Source organism: Granulosicoccus sp. 3-233, assembly GCF_052681095.1.
On the sequence record NZ_JBQYLE010000001.1, the window covers coordinates 828,224 to 841,322 of the forward strand.

The following is a 13,099-nucleotide window of genomic DNA, read 5'->3' on the forward strand; positions in this document are numbered from 1 at the left end:
CGGCACACGGCACACGGCACACGGCACACGGCACACGGCACACGGCACACGGCACACGGCACACGGCACACGGCACACGGCACACGCCACACGCCACACGCCACACGCCACACGCCACACGCCACACGCCACACGCCTTTCGATCAGGGCGAAGTCAGCCGAAAATGCAAGTCTGGTGAGTTGGGGCGTCGAGAATCAGCAAGGGAGTTGTCGTGAGTGTCTTGCGTGATTGAAACTGCCCTGGCTGATCAGTAGATCCAGATGCCGTTTACCCAGCGCCAGTAGTAGCGATAGCCTGAATACCAGGAGTTGTAGAAAACCGGACGCCAGCGAGTTCGCAATTGATAGGCAGCATCTTCATTCTGGCGGGCTGCACTCGCTTCGGCCAACAGTTCTTCGGCTTCCTTGTCACCACGTCCTGCTGCAATGGTCAACCATTTCTCGGCTTCCCGGGGGGCGGCCCCCATTTCTTCCAGACCGGTCAGATAAAGCCGGCCGACAGCTTTTTGTGCTCCCAGGTCGCCGCGTTCGGCGGCATCACGCATCCATTGCAGTGCCTGATAACTGTTGCGCCTCACCCCATCGCCACGAAAAAGCCGCAGCGCCAGATCATGTGCTGCGCGCGGATCCTCTTTTGCAAGCTTTTCCAGCGCTGGCATGCGGCCTTCCGGGTCGGCATCAGGGACCGTGCTTGAAGGGTCGAAACGCGCCGTGCTCTTGTCTACTTCTTCACACCCGCTGGAGTCGCAAAGACGCACCGTGTTGCTGTCAGGCGCTGGTGGTGTCGCACAACTGGCCAGCAGTCCGACCAGCAACAGTATGAGACTTTGGTTTGGTTTCATCGAAGGCTCCGCTTGTGATGTCAAATTCCAAGTGTATAAAACAGTGGAATTCTGTATATTTGACGCACACTTGTCCTTTGTGTCAAGACGACTACGAACAAAGAACGGAGCTTTACATAGTCATGAAATGTCCTCAACAGAAAGTGGCTGGCGCCATGCGCCTGAGTCTGATGGCGCTGTCTGCCATGGCTTTGACGGGCTGTCTTGCCAGTACCGTCACACAGGGAACCGGGGGGACTTCCATCAGTGGTGCTGCTGGCGGTGGAACCAGTGCCGGTGCCAATTCCACGCTGGAGCGTTGCGATCAGACGCTGGGTACGCTGGCTGTTGACGATGGTAGTGGCGCGGCCTGGTACACGGATTTCAACTCGCGCACCAAGGTCACGACAATCGAACCGCTGCTGCGTCTGGCCGTTCAACAGTCAAACTGCTTCGTCATTACTTCCATCGGCAACTCGCGTACAGAGTCCCGACTGTCTGCCATCACCGACAAGCAACGCAATTCCGGAGAGTTCAGAGCCGGGTCGAATCAGCAGAAGGGGCAGCGGGTTGCGGCAGACTATTACATGGAACCGGCCATCATCATCGACGAATCCACGGTCGGCAAGGTGGCAGGTGGTATAGCCGGCATCCTCGGTGGCTCTGCGCTTGCAGGTCTGGCCGGTGGTGCGACATCCAAGGAATCGGTTGTAACCCTCTCCCTGTATGACATTCGCTCCTCGGTACAGATTTCGGCTGCCGAAGGCAGTTCCTCTTCCAGAGATTACGGCGCTGCCGTCGGTCTGCTTGGCGGTGGTGGTGCCGTGGGGCTGGGAGGTTTCTCCCGCACACCGGAAGGCAAGGCCACCGTTGCGGCATTTCTTGATGCCTATAACGGCATGGTTGTCTCACTGAAGAATTACCAGGCACAGGAAGTCGAAGGTGGCCTGGGTACCGGCGGTACATTGAAGGTCAACTAGTCTGAACGGCCAGCCCCGGGTAGCGGGGCTGGCTGTTGCAACAGGCAGTGTTGCCTGTCAACCGAGCGGCAATGCAACTGCGCCGGGTATCTGCCAGTCACTGTCATGGTCAGTCAAGGGCCGGGCAGGTGTCGGAACCATTCAATGTTGATCCTGACGAGCTGGCGTCCGTGAGTTCGATATCGGCATGAGATTCCGCCCAGCGTCTTGCTGAATTCCCACAACGGGCAATAAGCGCTACTGTCGATAGTCAGTAGGAGGTTGCCGAGCAACCCCGTGTTTATCAACCTGCTCCGAGTGCGCCGAGTGCGCCGAGTGCTCCGAGTGCTCCGAGTGCTCCGAGTTCGCCGAGTGCTTCAAGTACCCCAAGCAGCCCGGCTGGTCAAACAGCCCAACCGTCGTGCTGCGATCCCACCAGTCATCTCGGGACGCTGACAAGCCTCCCATTCATCAGACTTGTATCTACCTTTGATTGACGGCAATCATTTTTTGATTGACGTCAATCATCTTGCGTTTCATACTGCCTGCCAATGAAAGCGAGCAACAGCAAATCGACTGGCGATGCCGGCAGAAAGCCGACCCTGAGCGATGTTGCGCGCACGGCCGGGGTCAGTTATGCAACGGCCGATCGGGTAATCAACGAGCGTGGCAATGTCGCCCAGAAATCGGTTCGAAAAGTCCAGGAGGCGATGGCAGAGCTGGGCTATGTGCGTAACGTTGCGGCGGCCAATCTGTCACGCCAGCGAACCTATCGCCTGGCTTTCCTGCTGCCCAAGGGGCGCAACGCCTTCTTTTCACGTGTGCGTGCCCATCTGGATGGGCTGTTGGGTCATCTGATCGCCGACCAGGTCAGTGTTGATGTCATCGAAATCGATGCCTTCGAGGTGACAGGGCTGAAGAACAGTCTTGTTGGCATTGCACATACCGGCTACGATGGATTGGCGGTGGTCGGCTTGCAGGCCGCCGAGATCGAAGAGCCACTCAGAGCCTTGCAGGAACAGGGTACGGCCATCGTCGGCCTCGTATCGGATCTGCCTGCGCAATTCCGCGCTGCCTATGTCGGCATCGACAACGTTGCCGCAGGCCGTACCGCAGGCCGCTTGTTGGGTCTGTCACATGCTGGCCGCAAGGGACGAGTGCAAGTGATTGCAGGATCGCTGGAGGCCCGTGACCACGTGGATCGCCTGAGCGGATTTCGCGAAGTCATCGGCCAGGATTATCCGAAAATCGAATTGCTGGAACCCATCATGACGCGTGATGATGCGCGCCTGGTTGGTGCCGTCGTGCAACAGGCCCTGACTGCTGACCCGAAGGTCACGGCGGTCTACAACGTGGGGGCCGGCAATAGCGGGCTGGTTGCCACGCTGGAACGAAGTGTTCGCCCCAAGCGTTTCTTCTGCATCGTGCATGAGCTGGTACCGCATACCCACAAGGCACTATCGAACCGACAGGTTGATCTCGTGATCGACCAACGACCGGATGTGGAAGTCAACCGCGCACTCACGATTCTGAAAGCCCTGATCGATGGACGAGACATACCTCCCATGCAGGAGCTCGTACCGACGATTTACGTCAGGGACAACCTGCCATCCCATATTCCCGACACCAAGTGGAACGACATAAAAGACCATGACTGATTTCTTTACCGGTATTGACAAGCTGGAATACAACCCTGACTCCACATCGCTGGCGTTTCGACACTACAATCCCGAGGAAATGCTGCTCGGCAAGCGTATGGAGGATCACCTGCGCTTTGCGGTAGCCTACTGGCACAGTTTTGCCTGGCCGGGTGGGGACCCTTTCGGTGGGGCAACCTTCGAGCGTCCCTGGTTCGGCGAGACGATGGAACTGGCGCGCCTGAAAGCCGATGTGGCTTTCGAGATGTTCGATATTCTGGGGGCTCCCTACTTCTGCTGGCACGATGCCGACATTCGTCCCGAAGGAGACAGTTTCAAGGAAAGCCGCAGAAATTTCGAAGACATCATCGATTATCTGGCGGAGAAGATGGAACACAGCCAGACGCGCTTGCTGTGGGGTACAGCCAACATGTTCAGCCATCGCCGTTTCATGTCCGGCGCTGCCACGAACCCCGACCCGGAAATCTTCGCGTGGTCTGCAGCCACGGTCAAGTTGTGCATGGACGCCACGCAGAAACTTGGCGGCGAGAACTATGTCCTGTGGGGTGGTCGTGAAGGTTACGAGACGCTCCTGAATACCGATCTGAAGCGCGAAAGGGCTCAGGCCGGGCGTTTTCTGCAGATGGTGGTCGACTACAAGCACAAGATCGGTTTCAAGGGGGCCATTCTGGTGGAGCCGAAGCCGCAGGAGCCATCGAAGCATCAGTATGACTTCGATGTCGCGACGGTTTATGGATTCCTGAAGGAATTCGGTCTCGAGAGCGAGGTGCAGATGAATATCGAACAGGGACACGCCATCCTGGCAGGGCATTCGTTCGAACATGAGCTGGCACTGGCGGCTTCGCTGGGCATTCTCGGCTCGATCGACATGAATCGCAACGACTACCAGTCAGGCTGGGATACCGACCAGTTCCCCAACAATGTGCCTGAAGTGGCCTTGGCTTATTACGAGGTTCTGCGAGCCGGTGGCTTCAAGACCGGTGGCACCAACTTCGATGCCAAGCTGCGTCGTCAATCGCTGGATCCGCTGGATCTGATTGCTGGACATGCTGGCGCGATGGACGTCTGCGCTCGTGGGCTGAAGGCGGCAGTGGCAATGCTGGAAGACGGTACGCTCGAGAACAAGCGCAATGAGCGCTACGCCGGTTGGGACAGCGAGTACGGCAAGTCGCTGCTGCAGAGCGACCTTGCCAGCATTGCCGATGATGTCGAGTCCAGCGGCATCGATCCACAGCCCAGATCAGGTCAACAGGAAGTGCTGGAAAATCTTGTCAATCGTTTCGTTTGATTGATCAGTTCAATTGCCAAACCGGAGGAAGAGATCATGAGGAACCTGAAAGGCCCAGCGCTGTTTCTGGCTCAGTTTGCCGGGGATGAAGCCCCGTTCAACAGCTGGGACAGCATCACCAAGTGGGCAGCGGACTGTGGTTACAAGGGCGTGCAGGTGCCCAGCTGGGATGCGCGCCTGATCGATCTGGACAAGGCCGCAAGCAGCAAGGACTATTGTGATGAATTCAAGGGCAAGGCATTGGCAAACGGTGTTGAAGTCACTGAACTGTCCACCCATCTGCAGGGTCAGTTGGTAGCCGTACACCCGGCCTACGACACGGCATTCGATGGCTTTGCCGACCCATCCGTTCGTGGCAACCCGAAAGCGCGACAGGCCTGGGCTGTGGATCAGGTCATGAAGGCCGTCTCGGCATCAGCCAATATGGGTATCAGGAATCATGCATCGTTTTCCGGCGCTCTGGCCTGGCCGTATCTGTATCCCTGGCCACAGCGTCCCGCCGGGCTGGTAGAGACCGCTTTCGATGAGCTGGCTGCCCGCTGGCGTCCGATTCTCGATCATGCCGATGAAAACGATGTCAATATCTGTTACGAGATTCATCCGGGTGAAGACCTGCATGATGGCGTGACCTTCGAGATGTTCCTGGAGCGGGTGGACAACCACGCGCGTTGCAACATGTTGTATGACCCATCGCATTACGTACTGCAATGCCTGGACTATCTCGACAATATCGACATCTACAAGGACCGCATCAAGATGTTTCATGTCAAGGATGCCGAGTTCAATCCGACCGGTCGCCAGGGTGTGTACTCCGGTTACCAGTCATGGGTGGATCGTGCGGGGCGTTTCCGATCATTGGGCGATGGTCAGGTTGACTTTGTGTCCATCTTCTCCAAGATGGCTGCCAACGATTTCGATGGCTGGGCCGTTGTCGAGTGGGAGTGCTGTCTGAAGCATCCGGAAGACGGTGCAAGGGAGGGGGCTCAGTTTGTCGCCGACCACATCATCCGTGTCACCGAGCGTGCCTTTGACGATTTCGCGGACGGGGGAACCGATGAGGCTGCCAACCGCAAGATGCTGGGGATCGACTGATGGCACATTCGGGTAGAGTTCGTCTGGGAATGGTCGGTGGTGGCAACGACGCTTTCATCGGCGGTGTTCACCGGATTGCATCGCGCATAGATGATCGGTTCGAGCTGCTTGCCGGCGCCCTGTCATCCACGCCTGAAAAGTCACAGGCCTCGGGTGAGGCGCTGGGTCTGCCGCGCATCTACGATGATTTCACGCAGATGGCTACAGCGGAGGCGGCTCTGGATGACGGCATCGAAGCGGTCTCCATCGTGACACCCAATCACATGCACTTCGCCGCGGCGAAGGAATTTCTGGAACGCGACATCCATGTCATCTGCGACAAGCCTCTGACCGCCACGATGGAGGAAGCCCAGGCCATGGCCAAGGCGGTGGAGAGCTCCAAAGCCCTGTTCGTGCTCACGCACAATTACACGGCCTATCCCATGATTCGTCAGGCCAGGGCCATGATTACCGCTGGTGAGTTGGGGGAGATTCGTGTCGTTCAGGCCGAGTATCCGCAGGACTGGTTGACGGAGTCTCTGGAAAAGGAAGGTCTGAAGCAGGCGGAGTGGCGAACCGATCCGGCGCGCTCGGGTGCAGGTGGTTCGGTAGGAGATATCGGTACGCATGCACACAATCTGGCCTGTTTCGTCACGGGCCTGACAGTGGAGAAACTGGCCGCCGATCTGCAGTGTTTCGGCGCAGGCCGGGAACTGGATGACAACGTTCATACCTTGTTGCGCTTTGCCGGTGGCGCGCGCGGCATGCTGTGGTGTAGCCAGGTCGCGCCCGGTAACGAGAATGGCCTGAAGCTGCGGGTCTATGGCAGCAAGGGTGGCCTGGAATGGAGTCAGGAGGACCCGAACTATCTGTGGTTCACCCGACAGGGCAAGCCGAAGCAACTGGTAACGCGATCCGGGGCCGGGGCCAACGAGGCCGCAGCCTCTGTCTCTCGTGTACCGGCAGGTCATCCGGAAGGTTATCTGGAAGGGTTTGCCAATCTGTATACAGAAGCCGCTGAGGCAATACGTGCCGTACAGTCCGGCGCCTCGCGGGAAAGCGCGATGGGCCTGTTGCCGGGGATCGAGCAGGGTATGGCCGGCATGGCGTTCATTACTGCCTGTGTCGAGTCTTCAGCCCGGGATGCTGCCTGGGTGAGCCTGTAATGACCACCTCCGTTCTCGCTTTGCAGGGCGTCAGCAAGCGTTTTGGCCCGATCGAGGTGCTGCACGATATCGACCTGACGCTGCGTTCGGGCGAGGTGCATGCCCTGATCGGCGAGAACGGGGCGGGCAAGTCCACCACCATGAAAATCCTGGCGGGTTATCAGCCGGCAAGCGAGGGTGAGATTCTGCTGGACGGCAAGCCGGTCAGATTCGGCAGCCTGCACGAAGGTGAAGAGGCCGGCATCGTCATGATCCATCAGGAATTCAACCTGGCCGAACAGCTGACGGTGGAACAGAACATCTTCCTGGGACGCGAGCTGAAAAAGGGCTGGCTGCTGGACAAGTCCGAGATGCGGCGTCTGACCCGACGCTATCTGCAACGAGTCGAATGTTCGGTCGATCCGGATACTCTGGTGTCAGACTTGTCGAATTCCGAAAAACAGATGGTGGAGATTGCCAAGGCCCTGTCGCGCGACGCACGCGTACTGATCATGGATGAGCCCACCGCCGTGTTGACCAACCGGGAAACCGGAGTCCTGTTCGAACAGGTTCGTGCCTTGCGCTCTGCCGGTACGGCCATTCTGTTTACCTCGCACAAGCTGGATGAGGTGGCGGAAGTCTCCGATCAGATCACCGTCATGCGCGATGGCTCCGTGGTGTATTCGGGACCGAGCGCGGATATTGATGAGGATCGCATGGCCACGACCATGGTCGGCCGGGATGTCTCGGACCTCTACCCGGTTAAGCCGGCTCTGCCGGATACCGGGGAAACGGTACTGCGCGTAAGGGGGCTGACCGTACCGGGGTTTGCCAACGACCTGTCGTTCAGCCTGAAGAAGGGGGAGATACTGGGCATTGGCGGCTTGATCGGTTCCGGACGAACCGAGGCCATGGAAGGGCTGTGCGGTCTGCGAACGGCCACGGCCGAGTCGGTGGAACTGTTCGACGAAGAGGTGCAGCTGAAGACTCCCGGTGAGGCTCAGCGTCGCGGACTGTGCTATCTGACCGAAGATCGCAAGCTGCGAGGTCTGGTTCTGGACTGGGGTATGCGCGAGAACCTGACCTTGCAGACCCTGTACAAGTTCGGTTCGTTCATGATCGACAGTCGTGCGGAAGATGTGGCGCTCAACCAGGCCATTGCCGAGTTCGATATTCGTTCGGGCAGCCGCACGGTGCGGGTAGGCAATCTCTCCGGCGGCAATCAGCAGAAACTGTTGCTGGCCAAGGTGATGCTGTCCGAACCCCGGATCCTGATCGTCGATGAGCCAACCAGAGGCATCGACATCGGTACCAAGCAGCAGATATACGTGTTCCTGCGCAAACTGGCAGCGCAGGGACATGCCGTCATCATGATCACATCGGAAATGCCGGAACTGATCGGCCTGGCAGATCGCATCCTGGTCATGCGGCTGGGACAGATCGCCGGTAGCCTGGACAGCCAGGCAATTTCCGAAGATTCCATCGTTCGCCTCTCCATGGGTCTTGAGGCAACCTCATCCAACACAGCTGCGGATTCACCGTTGGCTCACGACAGATTGCTATGAGCGACGCGACAACTTCACCATCACCGACCAGAATCAAGCTGCCGTCCATGGCCGTTATCGGCCCGGTACTCGCGCTGATCGTGCTGGTTGCCATCGGTGCGATGATGAATTCCAATTTTCTCAGCGCCGCAAACATCACCAATGTGCTGGCCCGGTCGGCCTTCATCGGCATCATTGCCGTGGGCATGACATTCGTCATCACCTCGGGCGGACTGGATCTGTCCGTCGGGTCCATGGCTGCCTTCATTGCCGGCCTGATGATACTGGTGATGAATGCCGCCCTGCCCAGTCTCGGGGTTGGCATACCGATCATTCTTCTGGGCATGGCAGTTGCCCTGATTGCGGGGCTGGCGGCGGGTCTGCTCAATGGTTTCCTGATCACGGCCCTCGGCATTGAAGCCTTCATTGTCACGCTGGGGTCCATGGGCATCTATCGCAGCCTCGTGACCTGGCTGGCCGATGGCGGCACCCTGTCGCTGGATTTTTCACTGCGAACCTTTTATCGGCCAGTGTATTTCGACGGCATTCTGGGTGTCAGCTGGCCCATCATCGTGTTTGCCGTGGTGGTCATCGTTGGCCAGATCATCATGTCCCGCTCGGTGTTCGGCCGACATTGTGCCGCAACCGGCTCGAACGAACATGTCGCTCATTATTCCAATGTCAACGTCAACCGCACGCGGCTGATCACCTATGCGGCGCTGGGTATTCTCGTCGGTATTGCCACGATCATGTACGTGCCCAGGCTCGGCTCCGCATCTTCCTCCACAGGGGTCTTGTGGGAGCTGGAAGCCATCGCTGCGGTGATCATCGGGGGCACGGTGCTCAAGGGCGGCTTCGGCCGAGTCTGGGGCACCGTCATTGGCGTACTGATCCTGAGCCTCATCGACAATATCCTGAATCTCACGGATTTTGTGTCGCCCTATCTCAATGGAGCGATTCAGGGAATCATCATCATTCTCGCTGTCATCCTGCAGCGTGAGTCCAAAACGGCCAAGTCATGATCGAAGCCGTCATTCTCAACCTCTTGGAGAAGAGCAAGTGAAGAAAACCACCCTAGTGTCCGCGGCTATAGCTGCAAGCCTGTTTGCCGGTTCCGCGATGGCAGAAAGCAAAGTCATCGGTGTGTCCATCCCTGCTGCCACACACGGTTGGGCAGGCGGCATGAATTTTCACGCCAAGCAGACGGTTGAGCGTCTGGAGGCTGTGTACGAAGATCTGGATTTCGTGCTGGCCACTGCGTCCGATCCGGGCAAGCAGGTCAATGACATCGAAGACATGGTTGCCACACGCGGTATCGATGCGCTCGTGGTCCTGCCATTCGAATCAGACCCTCTGACGCCACCGATTCAAGCGGTAGCAGACAGCGGTGTCTGGGTAACCGTGGTAGACCGAGGCCTGTCCATCGACGGTATCGAGGATCTCTACGTGGCAGGGGACAACTCCGGCTTCGGCAAGGTCGCTGGCGAATTCATGACGTCCAACATGCCTGATGGTGGGGACATCGTGGTATTTCGGGGTATTCCCACCACGATCGACAACGAGCGGGTGGATGCATTCACAGCCGCTATCGAAGGTTCAGGCATCAATGTGCTGGCCATGGAGCATGGCAACTGGAATCGGGATGACAGCTTCACGGTCATGGAAGATTTCCTGTCGAAGTACCCGAAGATCGATGCGGTCTGGGCGTCAGACGATGACATGGCGATCGGTATCCTTGCAGCCATCGAGGCGGCCGGTCGTGATGACGTGCAGTTCGTTCTGGGTGGTGCAGGCATGAAGGAGATGATCAAGCGCACCGCCGATGGCGACAAGATGATCCCTGCCAATGTCACTTATCCGCCAGGCATGATCGCCACCGCAATTGAATTGACGGCTGTGGGCATGACGTCCAGTGCTCCGGTATCCGGCACCTTCACCATCGGTTCCGTGCTGGTGACAGAAGAGAATGCGATGGACTTCTACTATCCTGACAGCCCGTTCTGATCCCTGCCGGTATAGCTGCAATCATTGCGCGAACAGTTGGCTGACACATTCAGCATGGCGCCCGCAGACAGGCACCATGACGTGCCGATAGCGGCGCCATGCTGATGGTCAGGGTCCAGTCCACCGCCTGCCAGTGATTGCCTGTCATGTCGAGTCCTGCCGGGGTCGAGCGCATGACACACCCGGCAGGCAGTTGAATGCCTGCCGGTATTACCCTTGCAACAGACCGATGAATGCCTTGGCCGCTCGCGACAGGGTTCTGCCACGCAGACACACCGAACCCAGCCTTCGCTGCATCTCCAGACCACGGACGGGCACGGCAATGACGCCTTCATCGATCATGTTGCTGGGCAAGGCACTCCAGCCCAGCCCGACAGACACCATCATCTTGATGGTCTCCAGGTAGTTGGTTTCCAGTGAGGTCTCCACCGAAACGTTGAACGGTTGCAGGGCCTCGAGCAGAATGGTGCGTGTCACCGTACCGCGCGCCGGCAGCACGGCATTGTAGGAGGTCAGTGTCTCGGCGGTAATCTCGATACCCGCCATGACCTTGCTGGCCAGTGGGTGATCCGGTGCGCACACGATGCTCAGGGGGTCCGGCCACACCAGTTCAGTGAGCAGCGCATTCTCCAGCTGATCGGGCAAGGTGACAACCGCCAGTTCGATGTGACCGCTGAGCACCTCATCACAAGCCAGTTCCGAATCCATGAACAGCAGATCCAGCTCCACATCCGGGTAGGTCTGTGTGAAGCCCTTCAATACCGGGGGCAGGCGGTGAATGCCGACATGGTGACTGGTCGCCAGTCTCAGTCGACCACCGACGTCCGCACCGAGTGACAGGACCTCATCACGACTGATCTGGATGTCCGCCAGGATGCGCCGACTGCTGGTCAGAAATTTCTGGCCGGCTTCGGTCAGCTGGATGCCGCGCCCCAGCCGGTCGAACAGGGTAACGCCCAGATCATCCTCCAGCGCGGCAACGCGTTTGCTCACCGCTGGCTGGGTCATGAACAGCTGTTCCGAGGCTCGGGAGAATGAACCGGACTCGGCGACGGCCACAAAGGCCTTCATGGTTGCAATATCCATCACTGTATTCCACCATGGAATACAATCAATAATCAATATGCATTTGAGTTATTTGATTGCAGCCGATAGAATTCACTTCCCGTAGAATTTCCAGAAAGGCGCAGGCAAATGGCTGGCAAGACCTTGTATGACAAAGTGTGGGACGCCCACGTCGTTAACCAGCAGGAAGACGGCACTGTGCTGCTCTATATCGATCGGCACCTGGTTCACGAAGTCACTTCACCACAGGCCTTCGAAGGGCTGAAACTGGCGGGGCGCAAGCCATGGCGTCTCGATTCCATGCTGGCCGTGGCTGACCACAACGTGCCGACAACCGATCGCGCCAATGGCATTGCCGATCCGGTATCCCGTCTGCAGGTGGAAACCCTGGACGCCAATTGCGAATCCTTCGGCGTGGTCGAATTCAAGATGAACGATCTGCGTCAGGGTATCGTGCATGTCATCGGCCCCGAGCAGGGCGCCACCTTGCCGGGCATGACGGTTGTCTGCGGTGATTCGCACACCTCGACTCATGGTGCATTCGGGGCACTGGCCTTCGGTATCGGTACCTCGGAAGTCGAACATGTCATGGCCACTCAGACTCTGTTGCAGAAGAAGTCTCGAAACATGCTGATCAGCGTCGATGGCGAAGTCGGTCCCGGCGTCACCGCCAAGGACATCGTACTGGCCATCATCGGCAAGATCGGTACGGCTGGCGGAACAGGCTGCACGCTGGAGTTCGGTGGCGACGCCATCCGGGCCCTGTCGATGGAAGGTCGCATGAGCGTGTGCAACATGGCTATCGAGGCGGGTGCCCGTGCCGGCATGATTGCCGTGGACGAGACGACGATCGATTACCTCAAGGGACGCCCGTTTGCTCCGCGGGGTGAAACCTGGGACAAGGCTGTGGCTGCCTGGCGCGAGCTGAAAAGCGATGACGATGCCGTTTTCGACGAAGTGGTGCATCTGGATGCCTCAGAGATCGAACCGCAGGTATCCTGGGGAACCTCTCCGGAAATGGTGACATCGGTCAATGGCATCGTCCCCGATCCGGCCGCCGATGAAAACGCGGCGAAGCGGGAAGGTTTCACACGAGCGCTGGAGTACATGGATCTGAAGGCCGCATCTGCGGTTACCGACATACAGCTGGATCGTGTTTTCATCGGTTCCTGCACCAATTCCCGCATCGAGGACCTGCGTGCCGCGGCGGCCGTGATCAAGGATCGCAAGGTGGCCGACACGATCAAGCAGGCCATGGTGGTGCCGGGCTCCGGTCTGGTCAAGAAGCAGGCCGAAGCCGAAGGACTGGACAAGGTGTTCATCAACGCCGGCTTCGAATGGCGCGAGCCTGGCTGCTCCATGTGTCTGGCAATGAATGCCGACCGTCTGGAGCCGGGTGAACGCTGCGCATCCACCTCGAATCGCAACTTCGAAGGCCGGCAGGGGCAGGGCGGGCGTACCCATCTGGTCAGCCCGGCCATGGCGGCGGCGGCGGCGATCGCCGGTCATTTTGTCGATGTCCGCCACTTCTAGGATCAGGAGAA

General features: G+C 58.5%; 12 protein-coding genes. 10 read left to right on the forward strand and 2 right to left on the reverse strand.

What is annotated here, in order from left to right:
* Positions 1-216, forward strand: a 216-nt coding sequence (locus ACUNV4_RS03565; protein WP_430877120.1) for a hypothetical protein, incomplete at its 5' end; no start/stop codon positions are given.
* Positions 217-248: 32 nt separating this feature from the next.
* Here the strand turns inward: ACUNV4_RS03565 and ACUNV4_RS03570 are convergent.
* Positions 249-842, reverse strand: a complete 594-nt coding sequence (locus ACUNV4_RS03570) for a tetratricopeptide repeat protein (protein WP_430877121.1) — start codon at positions 840-842, stop codon at positions 249-251.
* Between the two features lie 122 nt (positions 843-964).
* On the opposite strand from ACUNV4_RS03570, the gene ACUNV4_RS03575 reads away from it, so the two are divergent.
* The 8 genes from ACUNV4_RS03575 (at position 965) to ACUNV4_RS03610 (ending at position 10,490) form a co-directional block, all read left to right on the forward strand.
* Positions 965-1,801 (forward strand): hypothetical protein, encoded by an 837-nt coding sequence (locus tag ACUNV4_RS03575; protein WP_430877122.1) that lies wholly within the window; start codon positions 965-967, stop codon positions 1,799-1,801.
* 530 nt (positions 1,802-2,331) lie between these two features.
* Complete coding sequence (locus tag ACUNV4_RS03580; RefSeq protein ID WP_430877123.1) at positions 2,332-3,438, forward strand: LacI family DNA-binding transcriptional regulator; 1,107 nt, start codon at positions 2,332-2,334, stop codon at positions 3,436-3,438.
* Positions 3,431-4,726 carry a xylose isomerase gene (gene xylA / locus ACUNV4_RS03585; protein WP_430877124.1) on the forward strand — a complete coding sequence of 432 codons (1,296 nt, stop codon included), beginning with the start codon at positions 3,431-3,433 and terminating at the stop codon, positions 4,724-4,726. Before ACUNV4_RS03580 ends, xylA begins: the two co-directional genes overlap by 8 nt.
* A gap of 36 nt (positions 4,727-4,762) precedes the next feature.
* Positions 4,763-5,818: a sugar phosphate isomerase/epimerase family protein gene (locus ACUNV4_RS03590; protein WP_430877125.1), complete on the forward strand. Its 1,056-nt coding sequence runs from the start codon at positions 4,763-4,765 to the stop codon at positions 5,816-5,818.
* Positions 5,818-6,963, forward strand: a complete 1,146-nt coding sequence (locus ACUNV4_RS03595) for a Gfo/Idh/MocA family protein (RefSeq protein ID WP_430877126.1) — start codon at positions 5,818-5,820, stop codon at positions 6,961-6,963. Before ACUNV4_RS03590 ends, ACUNV4_RS03595 begins: the two co-directional genes overlap by 1 nt.
* Entirely contained in the window at positions 6,963-8,507 is a 1,545-nt protein-coding gene (locus tag ACUNV4_RS03600) for a sugar ABC transporter ATP-binding protein (RefSeq protein ID WP_430877127.1), read from the forward strand. Before ACUNV4_RS03595 ends, ACUNV4_RS03600 begins: the two co-directional genes overlap by 1 nt.
* Entirely contained in the window at positions 8,504-9,508 is a 1,005-nt protein-coding gene (locus ACUNV4_RS03605; protein ID WP_430877128.1) for an ABC transporter permease, read from the forward strand. Before ACUNV4_RS03600 ends, ACUNV4_RS03605 begins: the two co-directional genes overlap by 4 nt.
* Positions 9,509-9,545: 37 nt before the next feature.
* Positions 9,546-10,490 (forward strand): ABC transporter substrate-binding protein, encoded by a 945-nt coding sequence (locus ACUNV4_RS03610; RefSeq protein WP_430877129.1) that lies wholly within the window; start codon positions 9,546-9,548, stop codon positions 10,488-10,490.
* A 210-nt stretch (positions 10,491-10,700) separates the two neighbouring features.
* On the opposite strand, the gene ACUNV4_RS03615 is transcribed toward ACUNV4_RS03610, so the two are convergent.
* A complete protein-coding gene (locus ACUNV4_RS03615) occupies positions 10,701-11,576 on the reverse strand; it encodes a LysR family transcriptional regulator (protein ID WP_430877130.1) in 876 nt (291 codons plus the stop codon).
* Positions 11,577-11,684: 108 nt separating this feature from the next.
* Here ACUNV4_RS03615 and leuC point away from each other — a divergent pair, with 108 nt between their 5' ends.
* Positions 11,685-13,088, forward strand: coding sequence for a 3-isopropylmalate dehydratase large subunit (leuC, locus tag ACUNV4_RS03620; RefSeq protein ID WP_430877131.1), 1,404 nt, complete (start codon positions 11,685-11,687; stop codon positions 13,086-13,088).
* Positions 13,089-13,099: the final 11 nt, after the last annotated feature.